Origin of the sequence: Duganella fentianensis (assembly GCF_009857835.1) — a bacterium.
Lineage (GTDB): Bacteria > Pseudomonadota > Gammaproteobacteria > Burkholderiales > Burkholderiaceae_D > Rugamonas > Rugamonas fentianensis.
The window spans coordinates 1,450,040-1,472,396 of record NZ_WWCL01000001.1; the positions used below are offsets into that span (position 1 = coordinate 1,450,040).

Genomic DNA, 22,357 nt, shown 5'->3' on the forward strand with positions numbered 1-22,357 from the left:
AGGCGGTGCCGGATCGGGCTGTCGGCTTTGATGTTCCCCAGCCACAGTAGCGTGTAAAAAAAACATCTGGCCGAGGCTATTTGCATTACGATAGTGTTCTATTGATAACTTTGTGAGCTTGCGATGAAAAAAACTCTGCTTTCGTCGGCGTTACTGGCTGCACTCCTGAGCGCCGGGCCGGTCTACGCGGCGGATCTTGCTGCCGATTTCTCCGCCTCCGCCTCGCCCCAGAGTAGCAGCAGTACCTGGACGTACGGCTATTCGTCGTCGGCAGGTGCGAGCTATTCCATGATCCTGTTCGACAGTGCTTCGGGCAATGGCTGGAGCATGTCCAGCTACAATACGCTCGGTACGCCAGCTGTCTGGAAGAATACCAATCCATACAGTGTCGCCGGCGTGGCACCGGGGCAGGTCTCGCTCCATCCGGGGCCGGTGTCGAATGGCGATGTGGCTATCGTGCGCTTTACCGCCAGCAGTGCCGGGAGCTATTCCGTCGCTGGACGCTTCTTTGCCGGTGATTCAGGCGATATGAGCGCCGCCGTGATTCTGAACAGCGATGCACTGCATCCTTTGCAGTCGTTTGCTTCGACCAATAACAGCCCCGCTCTGTCCGTATTCACGCAATATCTGGGGGCGGGCCAGACGCTCGATTTCGTCGTGGGGAATAATGGTAGTTTTTACAGCGGAAATACACCGCTTGAATTGACGGTGACGGCCGTACCGGAGCCGGCTGGCTATGTGATGATGTTGGCAGGCGGATTGCTGCTTGGTGGGATAGCCCGCCGGCGCCGTCAGCTGTCGACGCAGGATTTCCAGCGTTTCGACTAAGCGCAAGCTGTATCCCGCAGCCTGTACCCATGTCAGGCTGTTTACGCAGTGCTGGCCCGCCGAAACCCGGGCGAGCCAGTACTGCTGCTGCGCTGCTTAGCGCAGGTTGCCAGTGTGACCCACGGAGTAGCGGCCCGGTTGCGGCCAGACTACCAGACCGTGCGGTTCCTGTCCTACCTTGATCTGCTTGACGCTACCGTCGGTGGTGTCGAAGCGGTACACCACGTCGTCGAAGCGGCCCGACAGCCACAGCGATTTGCCATCGGCGCTGACGTTGCCCATGTCAGGGCTGCCGCCACCGGGAATCTGCCACTGCGCCACCACCTTTTCCGAGGCGAAGTCCACCACCGTCACGCTGCCGCGTACCTTGCGGCGGCCGTGGATGCTGTGGGTGCCGCGGTTGGCCACGTAGAACTGCTTGCCGTCGCGGCTAGGGTAGATGCCGTGTGCACCCAGGCCGGTCGAGATGAAGCCGATTTCCTTGAAGGCGTCGCCATCGACGATGTGCACGCCGTCCGCTTCCATATCGGCGATGTAGAAGCGTTTGCCGTCCGGCGAAATGCGTATGTCCTGCGGCATGCCTTTTTTGGAGCTGCAGATCTCGCTGGCAAACGGAGCGTCCGATGGCGGCACATCCTTGAAGCGGGTGCTGGGCATGTTCAGTTTCAGATAGCCCAGCACCTTGCGCTCGACCAGATCGATCTTGGCGACGCTGCCTTCGAATTCGCAGGTGAACAGGGCATAGCGGCCATCGATGGAGAAGTCGGCGTGGTTAATGCCGCCGCACTTGGGCGCTTCGATCGAATACTGCATGGCCATGGTCTGCGGATCGCGGAAGTCCAGACGGTGCTTGGCTTCAGCCACCACGATGGCGGATTTGCCGTCCGGCGTGAAGTACAGATTGTATGGGTCGTCTACCGAAATTTCCTTGCCCGGCTTGCCGGTGCGCGGGTCGATCGGGGTCAGGCTGCCGATATTGGTGCGTTCGGCATTGTTGGCCACCCACAGGGTGCGCAGGTCCCACGAGGGGATCACGTGCTGCGGCGCTTTGCCGACCTTGAACTTGTCCACCACTTTGAGGGTGACGGGATCGATCACGGAGACGTCGTTGGAGCGCAGATTGGGCACGTACACGCGTTCCAGATCGCCCTTGACGGCAGCAGCGATAAAGGCCGGGCCGTTGGTTTCGCTGTAGAGGTTATTGCGGTTCACCACCGGCGGCATGCCCGGCACGGTGACGATGGCGGCAGCGGCTGGTGCAGCCGGCTTGTCACTGACTTTATCGGCGGCGACGACAGCGCCGGCGGCAGCCAGTGCAACGATGATTGCGGCACGCATGGTAGTTGGAGTGTTCACATTAGTTCCTATGGCTGGAGGTGGAGGCGCGCGGTTCGCGCTCGTTTAAATAGTTGCGTAAGCGGGTGACCGAACTGTCGACGATGCGCTGCAGGCCTAGCTGGCCCAGTTCGGCACTGGCACGGCGCGGATCACCCTGCACGCCATCGGCCGCACCCGGTTTGGGCTGGCGGGCCATGGCGTCGCTGCGTACCAGTGTTCTGTCGACGGCCAGCGTCAGCGCGGTGTCGGCCAGTCCCGCATGGGTGCCGATTTCGGCTTCGCTATAGCCGCGGCTTTTCAGTTCGGCCACGTAGGTGGACTGGGTGGCCTGATAGTAATCGAGCAGGGCATAGGCGCGGCAGCTTTCATCGGCGCCCCAGCTCAGGTTAAGTTTCTGCGCTACCTTGCTCAGGTTCTTCTGGTAGCCGCCATGGTCGCCGATGAAGATGACGTCGCGGAAGCCGTGCTGGCGCAGGCTGCGCGCGGTGGCTTCCAGCAGCGCTTCGAACGTGGCTTCCGGGATCGAGATGGTGCCGCTAAAGCGCATATGGCCGGCTGGCGGTTTGATCTCGCCTTCCGGTACGTAGGCGACGACGGGCGCGACGATGGTGTGGCCCAGTCTGAGGGCAATATGCTGGGCCAGATACAGCGCGCGCACATTGTGTTTGCCCAGCGCCAGATAGGGGCCGCTCTGCTCCGTGCCACCGACCGGGACGATGATGGTGGTGCTGCCCGCGGCGATGCGCTCGCGCAGCTCGCTGCTGCTCAGCTGTTCCAGCGTGACGCTGGCCAGCATGGCAGGCGTGGCGGGACTCAGTGCTGGCGCTGGCGGCGTGGCGCTGGCAGCCTTCATGCTGCTGGCGGCCTGGTTCTGCGGGCTGGCGCCTGCAGACGTGGCCAGCGCCAGCGTGGTGACCAGGGCCAGGCTGAAGCCTGCGGCCAGCTGCAAAGTGCGGTGGCAAGCGGCTGTTGCCTGCCGGCTGTTCAGAGCGGGCAGGCGGGAATTCGGGACGTGACGGGCTTGCTGGTTCAAGCGTTGTTTCATGGTGCGGTGGTGGTGGGGAACTGCCCCCGTTGTGTGCGACTGTTTTCTCACTGCGCCGTGTGCGTCAGACGGTGCCCAGTGTCGCTGTTTTGGGGTGCACAGTTCATTGATGTGGATCAAATATTTCTGCATTGCTAGCAGCATACAGCTAGTTGCGCCATGTGGGGAGGCTGCCGATGTATCGTGCGAGCACGGAGGCGGGGCCGGAGCGGGCAGGCTGGCTGCCGCTCCGGCGGGGACGGGCTTATTTGCCCAGTACCTGGACTTCGATGCCGGAGTACATCGAAGGTGCGTGGTAGATGCGCTGGGTGGCTTTGCGGAAGTCTTCCCGCCTGGCGTGCGGAATATCGGTAAAAGTCTGCGGGTTCAGGTCCACCAGCGGGAACCATGAACTCTGGATCTGCACCATGATGCGGTGGCCACGGCGGAACGTGTGGTTGACATCGCTCATGCTGAAGTTGACGGCCTCTACCTTGCCCGGGGTGAAGGGCTGCGGCGTTTCGTAACCGTTGCGGAATTTGCCGCGCAGCGGATCGCCGCGCACCAGCTGCTGGAAGCCGGCCATGGTCAGGGCCGGTTTCGGCACGTCGTTGGGGCGCGCTGCGCCATCGTCGCTGTGCGGATACTCGGCCGGATAGACGTCGATCAGCTTGACGATCCAGTCGGCATCGGTGCCCGTGGTGGAGACGAACAGGCGCGGCTTGATGGGGCCGGCCAGCGTGACGTCTTCTTCCAGAATCTCGCTGCGGTAGGTCAGCACGTCGGGGCGCGAGGCGGCAAAACGCTGGTCGCCCACCATGTATTCCTTGGGCACGCCCTGGGCCGGATAGGCCGTGTAGGGCACCGGTTTGAGCGGGTCGGCCACGTATTCGTCGAACTCGGCGCCGGCGGCAGGCTGAGTCCAGCCCAGCTTGCCATCAGGCGCCAGATACAGGGTGCGGGTTTTGGCCTGCTGGGGCGGCCAGGCAGGGTAGTTGCGCCACACATTGCTGCCCGTCTCGAAGGCATAGACTTCGGCCGCGCCTTTGTTGTTCCTGCCTTTCAGATGCTGTTCGAAGAAGGGGTACAGGATGTTGCTGCGGAAGTAGGCGCCCGTCTTGGCATCGAATTTCACATAGCCCAGGCTCTGGCCGTCGGCGCGGTTCCAGGCGCCATGCGACCACGGCCCCATCACCAGACCGCTATAGATGGCGGGGTTGTTGCGCTTGATGGCGCTATAGGTGCTAAGCGGCCCCTGCAGGTCTTCCGCGTCATACCAGCCACCTACGGTGAGTACGGCCGCCTTGATGTTTTTCAGGTGCGGCACGATGTCGCGCTGCTTCCAGAACTCGTCATAGGTGCTGTGTTCGATAGTGGGCATCAGCAGCGCGCGCTGGGTGGGGCTGAGGGTGGCCGTGATATTCGACAGGGTCAGATGCTTGAGGAAGAAATCGTAGCCATCCGCCTCGCCATAGTCGAAGCGCTCCCAGGTCTTGGGTAGCGGGGTGGGGTTGGGTGCTTCCACAAACGCCGAATAGAAATCGAAGTTGGCCGCCAACATGAAGGCGCCGCCATGGTAGGAGTCGTCATTCATGTACAGATTGGTGACGGGCGCCTGTGGCGAAGCGGCTTTGATGGCCGGATGGGAATCGATGATGCTGGCCGAAGTGTAGAAGCCGGGATAGGAAGTGCCCAGTATGCCGACTTTGCCATTGTGGTTGGCAACGTTTTTCAGCAGCCATTCCACCGTGTCGTGCATATCCTGGCTCTCATTGCCCTGGCCGGCGGCGGGCTGGCTGGCCGCGTGCGGGGTCATTTCTACCCATTTGCCTTCCGACATATAGCGCCCGCGCACATCCTGCTTGACGAAGATGTAGCCGCTGTCCTCGAACTCCTGGGCCGGACCGATGTGCTCGGGGTAGTAGTCCACGCCGTAATGCAGCTGGCCATCAGCCTGGACACCGGCACTGTAGGGCGTGCGCTGGATCAGGAAGGGATAGGCTTTGCTGGCATCCTTGGGCACGTAGACGGCTGTGAACAGGCGTACGCCGTCACGCATGGGAATGCGGAATTCGTATTTGGTGTAGTGCTCGCGCAGGCTGTAGCGCGGCGCAGCGGCATCGGCTGCTGCGCCAGCCACGGGCAGGTGTGCCAGCGCGAGGCCTAGTGCGAGGGATAGCGTCAGGGTTGTCAGCAGGGGGCGGGCGCGCAGTGTCATGGGTTCCTTGCGTAAAGTAAGCCGAGCCTGACTAGTGTAATCGCAGTGGATAACTTTGGCTGCGAAATTTTTACGCAGCGAGATTTTTCCTTTTTAAAACAGCGAGTTAATCTGGTCGGCTTGGCTTTGTTAACAGCCTTATCCACAGAATTTGTTAACAACCAGTCCTTTACAACTTTGGCAGGCGCAGCGTATCGACCACCAGCCGGATCAGGCGCTGGCGCGCTGCCGTGTAGGGCGGGAAGAACAGCTTGATCAGCATGAGCGGGGTGGCGCGCAGCACGGCGCGTTCGTGCGACATGGCTTTGAAGCCGTATTCGCCGTGAGCGCTGCCGATGCCGGAATTATTGACGCCGCCGAAGGGCAAATTGCCGTGGGCAAAATGGGCCACGCAGTGATTGACGCATACGCCGCCCGAGCTGGTCTGAGCGACAATCTGGCGGATCTGTTCGTTGCGTGTACTCCAGACATACAGGGCCAGCGGTTTGGGGGCGGCATTGATGCTGGCTATGACCTGATCGATGTCATCATAGGCGATGATGGGCAGCAGCGGGCCAAAGATTTCTTCCGACATGATGTTGGCATCGGCCGGAATATCCTCCAGCAGGGTAGGCGCTACATAGCACTGGTCCAGATCCGTCAGGCCGCCCGCGCTCAGCACGGCACCGCGCTGCAGGGCATCGGTCAGCAGGCCGGCCACCCGTTCCGTGTGGCGGCGGTTGACGATGCGGGTCAGATCGGGACTATTCAGGCGCGCGCTGCCATCGGCGCCGTAGCGCTGCTGCAGGACGTTGCGGCAGGCTTGCACGAAGGCGCTCTTCACGCTGGCGTGGACGTAGACGTGGTCGGGCGCCACGCAGGTCTGGCCGTTGTTGAGGAATTTGCCCCACATCAGGGTTTCGGCGGCCAGCGTCAGGTTGGCGCTGGCATCGACGATGGTAGGCGACTTGCCGCCCAGTTCCAGCGTGACGCTGCTCAGGTGGCGCGCGGCGGCAGCCATTACCAGCTTGCCCACGGCCGGCGAGCCGGTGAAGAAAATGTGGTCGAAGGGCAGGTCGAGCAGGGCCTGTGCCGTCGGCTGGCTGCCTTCGAACAGGGCGACTTCTTCGGGCGGGAAAATGTCGGCAATGATGCGGGCCATCAGGGCCGAGACGGCCGGCGTCATTTCGGACGGTTTGATCATGGCCGTGTTGCCCGCCGCCAGAGCGGAGACGAGCGGTCCGAAGCACAGACTGAGCGGGTAGTTCCACGGAGCGATAATCAGCACGCGGCCGCGCGGCTGGTATTGCACCGAGGCGCGCGTGCCCAGCATGGTGCTGGTGGGCCAGTGGCCGCGCGGTTTCATCCAGCGCCTGAGCGAACCGAGTGCGTGGCGGATTTCGTCCATCACGGGCAGGAATTCGGAGGCTTCCACTTCGGCCGGCGATTTGCGGTAATCGGCCGCAAACGCCGCGTAGAACGCTGCACGCTGGGCCATCATGGCGTCGCGCAGGCGCGTCAGACGGGCTTTGCGTTCGGCTAGCGTGGACAGGCGCCAGCGCAGGGCGGTGGCTTGTTGTGCTGCAAAGGTGCGCTGGATCAAACTTACGTCGGCTTCCGTCATGCTGGCAGTCTCCCATATTTTTTATGGGGTCATTATTGCTGCATTTTCAATACCGAGCAAGCGCTTGATTTTCTGTTGGGCGAGCGCGCACTGGTCCATACCGGCCGTCAGCCGGGCTTATTGCACTGTGCTGCGCGCGGGCCGGAAATGATCGAGTATGGCCTGAATACGGCCGCGCTTTTTCAGCGACCGGAGGGCTTGGTCCAGGGCGGCGAGGCTGAGTCTGCCCTGTGCCGGCAGGGCACAATAGGTGTCGAAGTGAAGATGAGGGGATTCAGGGCAGCCCGTTCCGGATGCACCTTGCGCTGATAGTCGTAATACAGGCTGTTGGTGATAACGTAGCTGAAGCGTTTGCGCAACAGTTTAGCCAGATTCTGGTCATTATTGGCGGCGCAATTCGTAGACGCTGCGGATGGCCGCCGTGTCGCGCCGCATGGCGACGATTTAACGGCAAACACCAGCGTGCCGCCTCGGGCCGGGAGGAGGCAACAGATGGCGATGAGTAGTAAGAAAACCCGCTTCATGTGGGTATCATATTCGTAGTCGGACCTGATGCCGGTTTCCGGCTCGCATAGATTTTATTTGCTCGAGAGGATCAGTACATGCACGACAGCTACTTTTACCAGCCTGCGCTCGGCCACGGCCTGGCGCATGACCCGTTCAATGCCATCATCGGCCCTCGCCCGATAGGCTGGATTTCCACGCTGGGCGCTGATGGCGTACGCAATCTGGCGCCCTACAGCTTTTTCAATGCCTTCAATTACACGCCGCCGCTGATCGGTTTTTCCAGTCTGGGGCGCAAGGATACGCTGCGAAATATCGAGCACAGCGGTGAGTTCGTGTGGAATCTGGCCACCCGTCCGCTGGCCGAGGCCATGAACCAGAGCTGTGCCGCGGCGCCGCCGGAAGTGGACGAATTTGCGCTGGCCGGTGTGACGCCGCTGGCATCACAGCTGGTGCAGCCGCCCCGGGTGGCCGAGAGTCCGGTCGCCTTCGAGTGCAGCTGCAGCCAGATTGTGCGGCTGAAAACGGCCGCAGGACAGGATACCGATGCCTGGCTGATACTGGGGGAAGTGGTGGGCGTGCATATCGCCCGGGCTTTGCTCAAGGATGGGGTGTATGACACGGCCGGTTCGCAGACCATACTGCGCGGGGGAGGACCGGCCGATTATTTCGAAATTCAGCCCGACAGCCTGTTCCGCATGGCGCGGCCCGAGTATCCGCCGCAACGCTAGCGCTGGTCGCAACCCATCTGCTGGCGCTGCGGCGCGGGGGATGCCAGCTGTTTCTGCTGCGCCGCAGTGACGATCCGCTGCCGACAGGCGCCCGCGGCGGATCAGACTGCAAGGTGCTACCGTATCAGTAGCGGTAGAACATGCGCTGGATTTCCTTGCTGTCCGTGCTGCGGGTCAGGGCCAGCATCAACAGGATGCGGGCTTTCTGCGGATTCAGCGTATCGGCCGCCACGAAGTCCAGTTCATCATCATTGGCTTCGCCGTTACGCGCCACGATGCCCTGGCCGACGCGGCTGGCGCGCACGATCAGCACGCCTTGCTGGCGCGCCGCTTTCAGCGACGGCACCACTTTGCCTGCCAGACTGCCATCGCCCACACCAGCGTGGATCACCCCTTTGGCGCCGCTTGCTACCACGGCATTCAGCGCGGCCGGCCCCATGTTGGCGTAGCCGTAGACGATGTCCACCTGCGGGAGGGCATCGAGCTTGCTGATATCGAACTCCGTATCGACCGTGTGCTTGCGGGCCGACACATGGTAGAAGTAGGGCTTGTTGCCCTGAATGTAGCCGAGCATGCCCAGTTCCGGCGTCTTGAAGCTGTCCAGCGTCGAGGTATTGGTCTTGGTCACATCGCGCGCAGCGTGGATCTGGTCATTCAGTGCCACCAGCACGCCTTTGCCTATGGCTTCTTCGCTAGCCGCCAGCAGTACGGCGTTGTACAGATTGATGGGACCGTCCGCCGACAGGGCCGTGCCGGGACGCATGGCGCCCACCAGTACCACCGGCTTCTTGCTCTTCACCACCAGATCGAGGAAGTAGGCAGTTTCTTCCAGCGTGTCGGTGCCGTGGGTGATGACGATGCCATCCACGTCAGGCTGGGCCAGCAGGGTGTTGACGCGCTTGGCCAGCGTCAGCCAGTGTTCGTTGCTCATGTTTTCGCTGGCGATCTGGAATACCTGTTCGCCTTTCACCTGGGCCACTTTGGCCAGCTCGGGCACGGCCTGGATCAGGCGATCGACGCCCACCGTGGCCGCCGTATAGCCTACCGTGGTGGTGCTGGTGGCGCCGCTACCGGCGATGGTGCCGCCAGTGGCGAGAATGGTGACATGGGCCAACTTATCAGCGCTGGCAGCGGCGGCCTGGGCGGCGCTGGTCAGCAGCATGGCGCAAGCAAACAGCGTCTGTAGCAGGCGGGCGGGTAGCGGATGGGACATGGGTTCTCCTGAGCTGGCTATAAAGCTGGTGATAGTAACAAATACCCGGCCTGTCAACAATGCAAGCCTCTGCCGCGTTATGTCTGGCGGGACACAGTGTTTTCGTGGATAATTTTCCTGAAACTGTTATAAAAGAGAAAATATGATGATGTTAATAAACGTCATGCGGGGTCTGGGCTGGCTGGCCCTAACGTCGGCGCTGATGCTGACGCTGGCAGCCTGCGGCAAGAGTGCCGCCCAGCAGCATCAGGAAGATGTGGCCACGCTCACCAGTCAGGGTGAAAAATACGTGAAGGAAAAGGTGCTGGAGCCCGGTGCGGCCCAGTTCCGCAACCAGTTCATCGGCAAGGGCGGTGCCCCTTGCGGCGAAGTCAATACCAAGGATGCTTTTGGCGGCTACATCGGCTATCAGCGCTATATCGCCGTGGCGCGCGACCTGACCCTGCTGGCGCAGGATGTGGCGCCGGAAGAATTCGAGCAGAACTGGCGCCAGCTGTGCCGCTAGCGCCTAGCTGCGCACACTGCGCAGCGGTTTGCTATGGCGCGTGGCACGGCGGATGCCGGGCGGATGCTGGCCGCGCGGGTGGCGCAAGGCTTCCTCGGCGCGGTCATAGCCGAACTGCCACTGATCATCCATGAAACGCACAAATTCCTCGTAGGTGGGCGGCATGGCCAGCTCGATGCGGTTGCGCCGCCAGTGCAGCTTCTGCTGCAGCTGCTGGCGCGCCAGCGTGTGCGACACATCGGAACTGTCGATGCGGATATCGGCCAGATGGGTGTTGGCATAGCGCAGACGGGCATTGCCATTGATGCCCAGCACGGCGCGCCATGCGGGGATGGAAAACACCTGATCAAACGCTTCCTTGAACTCCATAATCACTTCATGCCCGAGCCGGCGCGCTATTTCGACGGGAAATAGATCAAGTACGCCACCGATGTATTCGTCGCCGTTGTAGGGCTGGCAGCGGAAGTAATACATATCGGCGATGGAAATTCGCGCGGCCTGATCCAGCGTCGCGCCCTGTTCCAGCAGTAATTCGTTGGCGATGGCGTGCTGGCCCCAGCGCGCTGAACTGAGCGGTGCCTTCATATGCGCCAGCAGGGCGGCGCTGCGCGCATCGCAGAACACTGTCTCGGCAAACAGTTTGCGCTCGCGGCGCGGCTGGCCGATTTCACTGGCATCGAATAGCAGCTTGCCGCCTATGATGGCAACCGCCACTTCGGGCTGGCCGCTATCGGGCGGGAAGGGTAGCAGGGGCGGAATTTCAAACAGATAGTCACCGAACAGATCGGGAATCACGGGCGCGTTGGCGCTCGAGAGTTTGCGCCGCGCGGCCGCCAGCAGTGTACCGGCCAGATTGGCTTGCGGCGTCGAGCGCAGGCTGCACCAGAACTGGTACATGGCTGGCGAAGACAGCCAGGCGCGCTGGGCGGCCGGATCGGGCAGGTGGTGGATGATGGTGGCCGCAATTGCGCCGCCGCAGCTGGCCAGCAGCATATCGGGCGCCTGCCCGGCCGCGCGCAGGGCTGCATACATGCCGATATAGATGCCGAAACGGAAGCCACCCCCGCCCAGCACCATGCAGCGTTGATAGGGTTGCGCTGCAGGCGCAACGTGCGGATCGGGCTGGGCAAACGGATTCATGGCGAGCACCTTATCACATCCGCCGCTGTACTCCCATGCTTGCGCCCCGCGCAAGGATTTACCCTTGGTTTTGTATAAAAATTTGTAACATTGTTTTATTTCAATTTTTATTATGATATGCTTAGTTTTTTACTAAGTATCAATCAGACTGGCATTTTAGAAGGAGTGCTCGGGGCACGGCTGGTGCAGTGCAATACAATGAACTGGCGATGGCAATCAGGCCGTCGACTGAACTCATTGGAATTGGCATGTACTACGGCGAACGGTTTAACAGCATCACCCATACGGTAGGCGCAGCGCTGGCTGCCATAGGCGGCACTTTGCTGGTGGTGCTGGCAGCGCGCAGCGGCGACGCGTGGAAGGTGGTCAGTTTCAGTGTCTATGCGGTCACGCTGCTGGCGCTGTATCTGATCTCGACGCTGTACCACAGCCTGCGCGGGCGTGCCAAGCAGATACTGCGCAAGATGGACCACTGCGCTATCTACCTGCTGATCGCCGGCAGCTATACGCCGTTCACGCTGGTCAGCCTGCGCGGGCCGTGGGGCTGGTCGCTATTCGGCGTGGTGTGGACGCTGGCGCTAGTGGGCATCGTGCAGGAGCTGCTGTTTGCACGCGGCGCGCGGGTGTTGTCGCTGGTGATTTATGTCGCCATGGGCTGGGTGGCCGTGATCGGCGCCAGTCCGCTGGTGCAGGCGCTGGGCTGGGATGGTTTTGCGTGGCTGGCCGCTGGTGGTCTGGTGTACACGGCGGGCATTGTGTTTTTCGTGACGGACCACAAATGGTCGTATGGCCATGGAGTCTGGCATTTGTTTGTGCTTGGCGGCAGTGCCTGCCACTTTGGTGCGGTGCTACTGTATGTCGCCTGAGCGTATCCGGTAACAGTAATTTTCTAGGGTAGAGTGCAAGTGGAAATCAATTCCGATGATCTGAAGACGTTTATTACCGTAATCGACAGCGGCACTCTGAGCGCTGCCTCCGTTCATCTGGGCCAGACCACTTCTGGCGTGAGCCGTGCACTATCACGGCTGGAAGACAAGCTGGCGACCTCGCTGCTGACCCGTACCACCCGCCGCATGGAACTGACGGAAGAAGGCCAGATTTTCCTCGATCAGGCGCGTGCCATCCTGGGTGCCATGGAAGAGGCGGAAGAATCCATTCGTATCCGCCAGCAGAAACCGGCCGGGCGGCTGTGCGTGTCGGCCGATTCGGCTTTCATGCTGCATTGCGTGGTGCCCCATCTGGCCGAGTTCCGCCAGCGCTATCCCGACATCCGGCTGGAACTTAATAGCAACGAGCAGCTCAGCGAGGTGCTCGAGCAGCGCACCGATATCGCCATCCGGGTCGGCCTGCCGGAAGATCCGGCCCAGCATGCGCAAGTGCTGGCCAATTCGCCGCTGCAGGTGCTGGCCAGCCCGGAATACCTGCTCGAGCACGGCACCCCGCAAGTGCCGGAAGATCTGGCCGGCCATACCCTGATAGGCGAAGGCCAGCATGGCGCGGAGCAGCTCTGGCCGCTGCGCCATGGCGGCGGCAATAGCCTGCCCATCATGACGGCACTGGTAGCTTCCAGCGATGAAACGCGGCGCCAGCTGGCGTTGCGCGGGCAGGGCATCGTCTGCCTGGCCGATTACCTGACGGCGGCCGATGTGGCGGCGGGGCGGCTGGTGCCTTTGCTGGCCGAGGCGAATAACGGCCAGACCCAGCAGATCTGCGCGGTCTACTTCCGCAACACCCAGCTGGCCCAGCGCATCCAGTGCTTCCTCGGCTTTTTACGGGAAAAACTGTAAGCCTGCGCCATTCACCGGTCGATTTCCGTCATTGGCCGAATAGCAGTTTCCCCGCCAGTGGCGGCGCGGTATCGTGCTAACCATACCGCAACGGGAGACTGACATGACTGTACACACTGCTTATCGCTGGCGCAAACAGATGATCTGGGGCATCGTAATGATCGCCGCTGGCGGCGCCTTGCTGCTGGACCAGATCGAACTGATCCATCTTGAATTCAATCTGGCCCGGCTGTGGCGCTACTGGCCATGGCTGCTGGTGATCAGCGGCGTGATCAAGATGATCCCGCCGACCACGGCCAAGCATTTTTCCAACGGCCTGTGGGAGATTTTCTTCGCCGGCTGGTGGTATGTTTCCTTCAACCGTATCTGGGGTGTAGGCTTTGGTGAGACCTGGCCGGCACTGCTGATCGCCTGGGGCGTGTGCCTGATGCTGCGCCCCCTGCTGGACAATATCCACGCCTCGATCAAGGAGCAAGCATGAGAACCCCGCGTCCACGTAATCCTGCCTCGCAAATGGTGGTAGGCCTGTTCGTCATCGTGATCGGCCTGATTTTCCTGCTCGATAATATTGGGCTGCTTGATCTCGATTTCACCCTGCACCTGTGGCCGACCGCGCTGATTTTCTTCGGCATCCTGAAGATGCTGCAGACCCGCACGGCTGGGGGGGCCATCGTCGGTGGCGGTCTGATCCTGTTCGGCGGCGTGATCTTCCTGCACGATATAGGCATCATCCAGCTGAGCTGGCGTGCGCTCTGGCCGCTGATGCTGATTCTGGCCGGGCTGTCAGTCGTGTTCAAATCGGGTACGGGCAAGTCGCTGTTCGAGGATGGCCGCATCAGTCTGGACAAGGGCAGTGACGATGCGCTGCTGAATATTACCGCCATCCTGGGCGGCTTCCAGCGCCGTGTCACCACGCCAGATTTCCGCGGCGGTGAAGTGACGGCCGTATTCGGTGGCTGCGAACTGGACCTGCGCCAGAGTTCGATCAACAGTGTGGCTGTGCTGAATGTGTTTGCCATGTTCGGCGGCATCACCATCAAGGTGCCGGCCGACTGGACGGTGGAACTCGAAGGCACGCCGATTATGGGCGGCTTTGAAGAGAAGACCATCGTACCGCCGACCCAGGAGAAACGCCTGATCGTACGCGGCTACGCCATCATGGGCGGTCTGGAAGTGCGTAACTGAGCATGCAGGGGCTAAACCTCAACCGGCGCGGTAGCCAGATCTATCTGCTGGTCTGGCTATGCCTCGGTAGCGCGTTCGGCAGCGTGCTGGTGCTGGCCAAGGTGGCACCGCTGGCCAATGCGCTGCTGTTCGCGATTCCCATGCATCTGCTGTATGCGTTTGTGGCGGGCTACTCGGCGCACTATCTGTGCCGCGCCTATCCGCTCAGCGGCCGTAGCGAGGGTGCCATCGTACTGGTGCTGCTGATGGCGGCCATGGTGTCCGGCCTGCTGTGGCTGGGGGCGGGGCAGTTGTGGAATAGCGCCTGTCTGGCACTGGGCGTGAGCTGGGCCGGCATCGCGCTGGGGCCGCAGCTGGCGGCCACCGTGGTAGGACTGGGCGTGCTGCTGTATGGCTTTGCCGCCGCGCTGCATTATCTGGTGATCGAGTTTGTCCGTGCCAAACAGGCCGAGCAGCGCGAACTGGAATCGCTGCTGATGGCGCAGGAAGCCGAGCTGCGCATGCTGCGCACCCAGATCGATCCGCACTTTCTGTTCAACAGCCTCAATTCCATCAGTGCGCTGACGTCGCAGGACGCCAGGGCCGCGCGCCGCATGACGCTGGAACTGGCCAGCTTCTTCCGCCAGAGTCTGGGCATGGAAGCGCACAAAAAGGTTACGCTGGGCGAGGAACTCAAGCTGATCCGCCACTTCCTCGCCATCGAACAGGTACGTTTCGGCGAGCGCCTGCAGATCAGCGAGCAGGTGGGCGAGCAGGCCGATGACTGTCTGGTGCCGCCCATGATCATCCAGCCGCTGGTGGAGAACGCCGTCAAGCATGGCATTTGCAATCTGCCGGAAGGCGGCGTGATCGTGCTGACGGCGCGGCGCTCCGGCTCCATGCTGCAGATACGGGTGGAGAATCCGGTCGATCCCGATGCCGGGGCTGTGCAGCGCGACGGTCATGGCATAGGGTTGAGCAATGTGCGCCAGCGTCTGGCGGGCGTCTACAAACATGAAGCGAGCATCCACTGGGGCCGGCAGGACCAGCGCTTTGCGGTGGAGATTACGATGCCTGCGCAGACAGGCGAGGGAGAATAGGCAGCGATGCGTATCATTATCGTAGACGATGAAATGCTGGCGCGCGGGGTGGTGCGCGAGTATCTGGCCGAGCACCCCGATGTGGAGGTGGTGGCCGAATGCGCCAACGGTTTCGAAGCCGTGAAGGCGATTACGGAGCTGGCGCCGGATCTGGTATTCCTCGATATCCAGATGCCCAAGCTGGATGGCTTTGAAGTGGCGGAACTGGCCGGGAACAAGACGCGCTACATCTTTGCTACCGCGTTCGACCAGTATGCCATCAAGGCCTTCGATTTCCATGCGCTCGACTATCTACTCAAGCCTTTCAGCCAGCAGCGCTTCGATCAGGCGCTGGCCCATGCGCGCGCGAATCTGGCCGCCAGCAGCGGTGCGGGCGATGCGGCCGTGGCGAATATGGTGAAGGAAGCCGTGGCGCGCCAGCGGCCGCTGGGCCGGGTGCTGATACGTGATGGCGCCAAGGTGCACGTGATCACCTGCGACAAGATAGAAGTGATCGAAGCGCAGGATGATTATGTGCAGATCCGCTCGGAGGGGCGCAACTACCTGAAGAACCAGCGCATGGCCGAACTGGAAGAACAGCTCGACGGCGAGCAGTTCATGCGCATCCACCGTTCGTGGATCGTCAACATTGCCTGCGTGGAGCGGATCGAGCAGGCCACGCGCGATAGCTATGTGGCTGTACTGCGCGACGGCAGCAAGGTGCCGGTCAGCCGTAGCGGCTACCAGAAAATACGGACGGTGCTGCAGTAGCGGGCCTTGCGGTGCAGGCCTGTTTTTAACTTTCTCTTTTGAGTGTCATACATGTATTCCAAACTTGAGCGTAAGTGTTGGTTCATTGCACCGGTAACGGCACTGGCAGCCATCCTGAGCAATTTTCTGGTCGGCGCTGCCGGCTTGCTCCAGCCTTACAACAGCGCCCAGTGGCTGCTGTATGTGCTGGCCTTTGTCGGTATCCAGCGCGCCCTGTCGTTTGCGCTCTGGCTGCTGGTGCTGTGCGTTAGACCAGCCAGCGTAATGCCGGAACGCGGCTGATCGCTTGTTGCGGAGAAGCGGCAGCGCCGCGCCGCTACGCGAGCTATGCGACGTGCCACCACGCGGGCAGCAGCGCGCGTAGTTCAGGGCGGTCGAAACGGTCATCGATCAGGTAGACGGTACCGCGGTCGGTCTGGGTGCGGATGACGCGGCCCGCGGCCTGTACCACTTTCTGCATGCCGGGATAGGTGTAGGTGTAGTCATAGCCTGCGCCAAACAGACTGTCCATGCGCTGGCGTATCTGCTCGTTGACGGGATTGACTTGCGGCAGGCCCAGCGTGGCGACGAACGCACCGATCAGACGGGCGCCGGGCAGGTCTACCCCTTCGCCGAAAGCGCCACCGAGTACGGCGAAGCCTATGCCGCAGCTATCCGGCGTGTAGCGGGCGAGGAAGTCGACGCGTGCCGCTTCGTCCATGCGGCGCGTCTGCGACCACTGCGGGATATCGGGGTAGTGTTGGGCCAGAGTTTGCGCGGCTTTTTCCATGTAGTCGAAACTGCTGAAGAAAGCCAGATAGTTGCCGCGCTGCGCAGCGTACTGCTGTCCCATCAGATGGGCGATAGGCAGCAGCGACTGCTGGCGCTGCTGGTAGCGGGTGGAGATGTGGGCAGCCACTTTGACGCTTAACTGCTCGGCCACGAACGGCGATTCCACATCCACCCATGCCGTATTGTCGGGCATGCCGAGCAGATCGTGAAAGTAGTTCCACGGGCTGAGCGTGGCCGAGAACAGGGCGCTGCAGTGGCTGAGCTGGAAGCGCGGCGCCAGATACGGGGCCGGCACAATATTGCGGATGCACAGCGTGCTGTCGCTGTGCGTGCTGCTACGGCCGGCGCGCTTTTCGATATCGAACAAAGCATGGGGGCCAAAGCTTTCTGCCAGCCGGGTAAATTGCAGGGCGTTGAAATAGAATTCCTGCAGCAGCGGCTCGTTATAAGTCGGGTGTTCGTTCTGGTAATCGCTGATGGCGCTGGCTGCCGTCTGCAGCGCGCCCAGCCATTTTTCCGGTAGCTCGGCATAGGCCTGATAGTCGGCCTGCTGTTCCTTGACCAGTTGATTCCACTGGCGCTGCACACGGTCCAGCGGCTTCTTCAAAGCTTCCGGCGCGATCTTGCGCAGCAGGCGCAAGCTGCTGTGGCTCATGTCGGCGCTATACATCTTGCGCGCGCGCGACACCATGTTGTGGGCTTCGTCCACCAGCACGCTGACCTTCCAGTCATTCATCACTGTCAGGCCGTGCAGCATGGCGCTCTGATCGAAATAGTAGTTGTAGTCGCCCACGATGACGTCACACCAGCGCGCCAGCTCGCTGCCCAGATAGTAGGGGCAGATCTGATGTGCCAGCGCGATGTCTTGCAGCGTCTGGCGGTCGAGTATGCGCTGCTGCTGCGCGGGCAGGCAGACGTCGAGCGCGGCCTGACGGGCGGCCGGCAGGCGATCATAGAAGCCGCGCGCCAGCGGGCAGGATTCGCCGTGGCAGGCCAGTTCGGGATGGACGCAGGCGTTGTCGCGCGCCACCAGTTCCAGTGTGCGTAGCGGCAGCAGCGCGGCGCTGGCGCGGATCACCTGAACGGCATCGAGCGCGAGCTGGCGCCCCGGCGTTTTGGCAGCCAGGAAGAATACTTTGTCGGTCTGCTGCTGGGCGGCGGCCTTGAGCATGGGGAACAGGCTGCCGACGGATTTGCCGATGCCGGTGGGGGCTTGTGCGAGCAGACATACGCCGCGTTTGCTGGCGGTGTACATGGCGGCCGCCAGTTCGCGCTGGCCGGGACGGAAGCCCGCATAGGGAAAGGCCAGTTGCTCGAGCTGGGCATCGCGGGCGCTGCGGTGAGCCAATTCCTGTGCGGCCCATTGCAGGAACCGTTCGCACTGCAGTTCGAAATAGTTCTTGAGCTCTGCTGCGCTGTACTCCTGCTGCAGCATGGTCTCCTTCTGGCTGCCGACATCAAAATACACCAGTGCCAGTGTGATCTGGGTCAGAGCCTGACTCGCACACAGCAGATGGCCATATACTTTGGCCTGAGCCCAGTGTAGCTGGCGCTGGTTGTCGGGCATGCGCGCGAGATCGCCGCGATAGGTCTTGATTTCTTCCAGCCGCTGCGCTGCGCCGTCGTAGCCATCGGCGCGGCCGCGCACATGCAGCGGGCCATAGTCGCCGGCCAGCGCCAGTTCGCGCTGGTAGTTGCTGCCGCGCCGTGCCGTAACGGTGGCATGTCCGGCGATGCCTTCCTGCGCCGTGGGCGAGGGCGTAAAGCGCAGATCGAGGTCGCCGGTTTTGGCCGTGAACTCGCATAGCGCACGCACGGCGATGGTATAGCGCTTCATTGCGTCCATTGCAGATAGCACACGGCGACGGGCATCGCGTGTTCGGCACAGTATTCGATCCAGCGCAGCTGGTTGTCCTGCAGCCGGTCGCCCGGGCCTTTCACTTCTATCATGGTGTAGCGCTGCTGTTCGGGCCAGAACTGGATCAGGTCGGGGAAGCCGCTGCGGTTGGCTTTAACGTCGTCGAGGATGCGTTCGAAAGCGCGCCGCAGGTGCAATGGCGGTATGCAGTCCAGTGCCAGTTGCAGCAGTTCTTCTTCCAGCGTTTCCCAGTAGACGAAGGGCGACTGGATGCCGGCCTTGGCACTGTAGTTGGCCAGTATGGTGGCGCGGTAGCGGCCATCTTCGAGCTGCCCTAGCGCGGCATCGAACTGGCTGCTGCGGCGCTGGCGGAAATCGGCGCTGTGCAGATCGGCCGGTGCGCGGTGGTAGGGGTGGAAGAAGGCGCCCGGGATAGGGCTGAAGATGGCGTCCCAGCACAGCAGGCCGAAGAGCGAATTGATCAGGGCATTTTCCACGTAGTACACGGGCGCTGCGTCCTGATGCAGGTGTTCGCGTACCACCAGTTCCACATAGGTGGCGATGGATGGTGGCGGCAGCTGCAGATCGATGCGCTGCGGCTGGGCCTGCTCCACGCGGGCCGGTTTGGGCTGGCCTACGGCACGCGCCAGCCGTGGCGCCATGCGTAGCAGCTGCTGGCGTTCGGCCGCGCTTTCCGGTGCCTGCATGGCTTGCTGCAGCAAGGCATAGGCGGGGCCGCTGCGGCCATCTTTTTCCAGCACACGGATGGCGCGCGCGCGGGCGCCCGGATACAGGCTGTCGGCGTATAGCAGGTAGGCGGCGGGCCAGTCCTGCTGCTTTTCCAGATGCTGGGCGATCTGGAACAGGAATTTGTGGCGCCGGCTGCGCAGCCACTCGTTGTCCTCGGCGCAGGGCGGCAGGTCGGCGATTACTTCGCTGTAGTCCGCGCCGGCATTGAAGCGTTCGTAGCAGTGATGCAGGGCGAGGAAATCGTCGATGTCGCGGCGGTTGCGGAAGCCCCGCGCTGCCGGCGAGAAGTCCACTTTTTCATACTGGTAGATGCCCAGATCGGACAGCACGAACTCGGTCCAGTCCTGATAGAAATTGCCGAAAAAGATAAGGCGCAGGCGGTCGCACAGGGGCTGGATCAGGTTGCGGTAGCAGGGATCGCTGCTGGCGCCGCACCAGTCCGTATAGTGTTGCGGGCTATCGAACTGCGGCTGCAGGGCCGCCAGCTGGTCGGCCTTGCGCAGCTGGCGCAGGGCCGGCGTGAGCTGGAATACTTCGGTGATTTCGGGCTTCTGCAGCAGTTCGAACAGCTCTTCCAGCGACAGCAGGGGATCGGCGGCCACCAGCCCCCGTTGCACCAGTGGCAGTGCGGCCTGCCCGGTGTCGCCGATTTCGTCATACACCAGTTTGGAGGCGCGGAACAGCGTGCCTTTGCGCATCACCATGCGCACCAGCAGGGCCCGCGAAGGCTGCGGCAGGCTGTGGTAGGTGGCGAGAAACTCCCTTTCGTCCTGCGCCAGCAGATCGTCGTAGCGCTCGCCTATCCAGCGCAGCACCAGTTCGAAGTTGTCGAGGTAATACAGGGGGTTGTCGAGCACGCGGTTCATGACGGGCGCTAAAAGCGATAACTGTTTTTATATACAGTGTACCGCTTCCGCTCGTATCGGGCAAACCTGTTGCGCGTGGAGAGTGGCAGGCGACCGCGTCAGACGCGGCCGCACTGCAAGGACTGGCCTTATTTGGCTGCTTTGCGGCTGCGCGCAGGCTTGGCTGGCTTGGCCGTGTTCTGCTCGACCATGGCGCTGGCTTTGGCGATCTGCTCTTCGACCGAAGCGACGGCCTGCTTGGTGGCTTTGGTGACCTGCTCGTAGCCGGCAAACGCGTTGTCGATCGCGGTCTTGACGATCTGCACGGCGTTTTCCGAACCGGGACGCACGTTCTTGGTAACGTCGTAGATCAGGGCGCTCAGCGTGCTTTTGGCTTCCGTCATGTGGGCGTCGGCTGCACGGCTGAATTCTTCGCGGATCTCGGCAATGATGGCGCCCAGCTGTTCGTTGTAGGCAGCAGCACCGGCCATACCCGGCTGTACCTTGGCCGCAGCCAGCGACATGGCGGCTTTCGGATCGCTGCTCTGGCTGAGCTCTTTGCTGGTCGCCAGCTGTTCTTCCATCTGCGCTTTGGCCGTGGCCAGATTGAGCGCAACGACCTGTTCTACCCCCTGTACGGCTTTGCTGGTGAGGGTGTTAAAGGTCTCCAGCTGGAATTCAAACAAGGCTTTGGTGGCGTTCGCAAATTGCTCTGGGTTGGTGAACATACAGTCTCCTCGAATAGTTGGGATGCAGTGTGACTTGTTCTGTGTGGCTTGATACTTTGCTACGGATTGTTTGCTACCGCATACGGGCAAACCATTATTTAGCAAGCAGGAGCTTTTCGCAACGGCTATCTTTAAACGGCCCCGCATCCTGCACCCAGCCGGGGCCCAGCGGTGTCTGCGAGCAGGCCAGCTGGCCGTCTATCTTGCTGCGCCACAGATACCATGGGGCAGGGCCGGCCTGCACGCTGGCGGCCAGTAGCAGCCAGAGCAGGCAAAGTGTCGACAAGGGTTTGATATGGCGCATGATTTATCCTAGCTGACGGCTGCACACACGGTTGCGGCCGCTGTTTTTGGCAGCGTACAGCATGTCGTCCGCTACCGTAATCATATTCATATGGGCGCTAGTGCTGCTGCGGCCAAAGTTGATGCTGGCCACGCCAAAGCTGGCCGTGGCGCTGATCTGCTGATCCTGATACACAATGGGCTGGGCGCTCAGGGCTAGCCGCAGGCGCTGTGCCAGCAGCTCGCCGCCGGCCAGATCGGTTTCCGGCAGAATCAGCAGAAATTCTTCGCCGCCGTAGCGCACCACGCTGTCGACGCCTTCGCGCGTGAGGGCCTGCATCAGACTGGCAAAGTGTTGCAAGACCGCATCGCCACCATGGTGGCCGTAGCGGTCGTTGACGAGCTTGAAGTGGTCCAGATCGCACATGATGACAGCCAGGCTCAGCTGGTAGCGCTGGGCCCGCGAGATTTCCGTTTCCAGTAATTGCTGGTGCAGATAGCGCCGATTGTAGCAGCCTGTCAGCGGATCACGGATGGACAGGTTCTTGAGCACTTTCTGCGCCGTGTATTCATGCCGCAGCAACAGCTGGTAACGCTGGGCCGCGACATAGCCGAACATATTGGTCAGCGCCAGCATGGTGGCGATTGTGCCCAGCTCGACCGGCCGCAGATGGCCCATGCCTGCCGCCAGCATCACGAAGCTCAATGTACAGCTGGCAGCCATCGCTGCCGAATACAACAGGCGGTTGGGAATATAGATGTAGAACACAATGATCACGATGGCCATCGAAATGGCGTGCAGGGTAAATTCGCCGGAACGCAGGGCCGTGACCAGCAGGAAGCCGCCGCCGCTGATCAGTTCGGCCATGCTGGCCACCAGCCGGGTAGTAGCGATGGAATCGGGCCAGCGCCGCAGCAGTAGAATGCCGCCTATGGCGGCAAGAGCCACGACCAGCCGCACGCCGGCCAGTATGGCGGTCTGGCTGGAGTAGCCTAGCCAGAGGATATCGGTGATATTGAAGCCCAGGAAGACCAGCGAGCAAATTACCAGAGTGAAGCGCAATTGAACGCGGGTGGTCACCAGATGGTGGTGCAGGAAAGCTTGTTCGTCGGCGCTGGACTGGAATTCGCAGCGCCAGGCTGCAAGAGCCGGCTTTTTTTTCGAGTCAGGTAAGGACACAGCGTATGGTTCTCCGGTCTGGTTGCACCAAGCTTAAC

Annotated in this window: 21 protein-coding genes; 10 read left to right on the plus strand and 11 right to left on the minus strand. The window is 61.7% G+C overall.

Going from position 1 to position 22,357, the window contains the following annotated elements; all coding sequences use genetic code 11:
• The first annotated feature begins 123 nt into the window (after positions 1 to 123).
• Positions 124 to 828 (plus strand): PEP-CTERM sorting domain-containing protein, encoded by a 705-nt coding sequence (locus tag GTP23_RS06295; protein ID WP_161034302.1) that lies wholly within the window; start codon positions 124 to 126, stop codon positions 826 to 828.
• Between the two features lie 96 nt (positions 829 to 924).
• Here the strand turns inward: GTP23_RS06295 and GTP23_RS06300 are convergent, their stop codons facing one another.
• The 4 genes from GTP23_RS06300 to GTP23_RS06315 all read right to left on the minus strand — a co-directional run bounded on the left by GTP23_RS06300 (position 925) and on the right by GTP23_RS06315 (position 7,011).
• Positions 925 to 2,166 carry a YncE family protein gene (locus GTP23_RS06300; RefSeq protein WP_161034665.1) on the minus strand — a complete coding sequence of 414 codons (1,242 nt, stop codon included), beginning with the start codon at positions 2,164 to 2,166 and terminating at the stop codon, positions 925 to 927.
• Between the two features lie 19 nt (positions 2,167 to 2,185).
• Complete coding sequence (locus GTP23_RS06305) at positions 2,186 to 3,211, minus strand: creatininase family protein (protein ID WP_229255935.1); 1,026 nt, start codon at positions 3,209 to 3,211, stop codon at positions 2,186 to 2,188.
• A 244-nt stretch (positions 3,212 to 3,455) separates the two neighbouring features.
• Positions 3,456 to 5,408, minus strand: a complete 1,953-nt coding sequence (locus tag GTP23_RS06310; protein WP_161034303.1) for a CocE/NonD family hydrolase — start codon at positions 5,406 to 5,408, stop codon at positions 3,456 to 3,458.
• A 169-nt stretch (positions 5,409 to 5,577) separates the two neighbouring features.
• Complete coding sequence (locus GTP23_RS06315) at positions 5,578 to 7,011, minus strand: aldehyde dehydrogenase family protein (protein WP_161034304.1); 1,434 nt, start codon at positions 7,009 to 7,011, stop codon at positions 5,578 to 5,580.
• A gap of 602 nt (positions 7,012 to 7,613) precedes the next feature.
• On the opposite strand from GTP23_RS06315, the gene GTP23_RS06320 reads away from it, so the two are divergent.
• Entirely contained in the window at positions 7,614 to 8,246 is a 633-nt protein-coding gene (locus GTP23_RS06320) for a flavin reductase family protein (protein WP_161034305.1), read from the plus strand.
• A 124-nt stretch (positions 8,247 to 8,370) separates the two neighbouring features.
• On the opposite strand, the gene GTP23_RS06325 is transcribed toward GTP23_RS06320, so the two are convergent.
• A complete protein-coding gene (locus tag GTP23_RS06325; RefSeq protein ID WP_161034306.1) occupies positions 8,371 to 9,459 on the minus strand; it encodes a type II asparaginase in 1,089 nt (362 codons plus the stop codon).
• A 142-nt stretch (positions 9,460 to 9,601) separates the two neighbouring features.
• Here GTP23_RS06325 and GTP23_RS06330 point away from each other — a divergent pair, with 142 nt between their 5' ends.
• Entirely contained in the window at positions 9,602 to 9,964 is a 363-nt protein-coding gene (locus tag GTP23_RS06330; RefSeq protein ID WP_229255936.1) for a hypothetical protein, read from the plus strand.
• 3 nt (positions 9,965 to 9,967) lie between these two features.
• Here the strand turns inward: GTP23_RS06330 and GTP23_RS06335 are convergent, their stop codons facing one another.
• A complete protein-coding gene (locus GTP23_RS06335) occupies positions 9,968 to 11,104 on the minus strand; it encodes a patatin-like phospholipase family protein (protein ID WP_229255937.1) in 1,137 nt (378 codons plus the stop codon).
• 248 nt (positions 11,105 to 11,352) lie between these two features.
• Between GTP23_RS06335 and trhA the strand changes: the two genes are divergently transcribed.
• The 7 genes from trhA (at position 11,353) to GTP23_RS06370 (ending at position 16,187) form a co-directional block, all read left to right on the plus strand.
• Complete coding sequence (trhA, locus tag GTP23_RS06340; RefSeq protein WP_161034307.1) at positions 11,353 to 11,970, plus strand: PAQR family membrane homeostasis protein TrhA; 618 nt, start codon at positions 11,353 to 11,355, stop codon at positions 11,968 to 11,970.
• A gap of 39 nt (positions 11,971 to 12,009) precedes the next feature.
• Positions 12,010 to 12,891: a LysR family transcriptional regulator gene (locus GTP23_RS06345; protein ID WP_161034308.1), complete on the plus strand. Its 882-nt coding sequence runs from the start codon at positions 12,010 to 12,012 to the stop codon at positions 12,889 to 12,891.
• A 103-nt stretch (positions 12,892 to 12,994) separates the two neighbouring features.
• Positions 12,995 to 13,372 (plus strand): LiaF transmembrane domain-containing protein, encoded by a 378-nt coding sequence (locus tag GTP23_RS06350; RefSeq protein WP_161034309.1) that lies wholly within the window; start codon positions 12,995 to 12,997, stop codon positions 13,370 to 13,372.
• Positions 13,369 to 14,076, plus strand: coding sequence for a LiaF transmembrane domain-containing protein (locus GTP23_RS06355; RefSeq protein WP_196308712.1), 708 nt, complete (start codon positions 13,369 to 13,371; stop codon positions 14,074 to 14,076). The genes GTP23_RS06350 and GTP23_RS06355 overlap by 4 nt, the downstream gene beginning before the upstream one ends.
• Positions 14,077 to 14,078: 2 nt before the next feature.
• Positions 14,079 to 15,155: a sensor histidine kinase gene (locus GTP23_RS06360; protein WP_161034310.1), complete on the plus strand. Its 1,077-nt coding sequence runs from the start codon at positions 14,079 to 14,081 to the stop codon at positions 15,153 to 15,155.
• A 6-nt stretch (positions 15,156 to 15,161) separates the two neighbouring features.
• A complete protein-coding gene (locus GTP23_RS06365; RefSeq protein WP_161034311.1) occupies positions 15,162 to 15,905 on the plus strand; it encodes a LytR/AlgR family response regulator transcription factor in 744 nt (247 codons plus the stop codon).
• Between the two features lie 51 nt (positions 15,906 to 15,956).
• Entirely contained in the window at positions 15,957 to 16,187 is a 231-nt protein-coding gene (locus tag GTP23_RS06370; protein WP_161034312.1) for a hypothetical protein, read from the plus strand.
• 43 nt (positions 16,188 to 16,230) lie between these two features.
• Here GTP23_RS06370 and GTP23_RS06375 read toward each other — a convergent pair whose 3' ends face one another.
• The 5 genes from GTP23_RS06375 to GTP23_RS06395 all read right to left on the minus strand — a co-directional run bounded on the left by GTP23_RS06375 (position 16,231) and on the right by GTP23_RS06395 (position 22,319).
• Positions 16,231 to 18,513 (minus strand): ATP-dependent DNA helicase, encoded by a 2,283-nt coding sequence (locus GTP23_RS06375; protein WP_229255938.1) that lies wholly within the window; start codon positions 18,511 to 18,513, stop codon positions 16,231 to 16,233.
• Entirely contained in the window at positions 18,510 to 20,150 is a 1,641-nt protein-coding gene (locus GTP23_RS06380) for a VRR-NUC domain-containing protein (protein WP_161034314.1), read from the minus strand. The genes GTP23_RS06375 and GTP23_RS06380 overlap by 4 nt, the downstream gene beginning before the upstream one ends.
• Positions 20,151 to 20,278: 128 nt before the next feature.
• The gene (locus tag GTP23_RS06385) at positions 20,279 to 20,857 is read right to left on the minus strand and encodes a phasin family protein (RefSeq protein WP_161034315.1); all 579 of its coding nucleotides are present in this window, start codon (positions 20,855 to 20,857) and stop codon (positions 20,279 to 20,281) included.
• A gap of 94 nt (positions 20,858 to 20,951) precedes the next feature.
• Entirely contained in the window at positions 20,952 to 21,161 is a 210-nt protein-coding gene (locus GTP23_RS06390; RefSeq protein WP_161034316.1) for a hypothetical protein, read from the minus strand.
• 3 nt (positions 21,162 to 21,164) lie between these two features.
• Entirely contained in the window at positions 21,165 to 22,319 is a 1,155-nt protein-coding gene (locus tag GTP23_RS06395; protein WP_161034317.1) for a GGDEF domain-containing protein, read from the minus strand.
• Positions 22,320 to 22,357 lie beyond the last annotated feature (38 nt).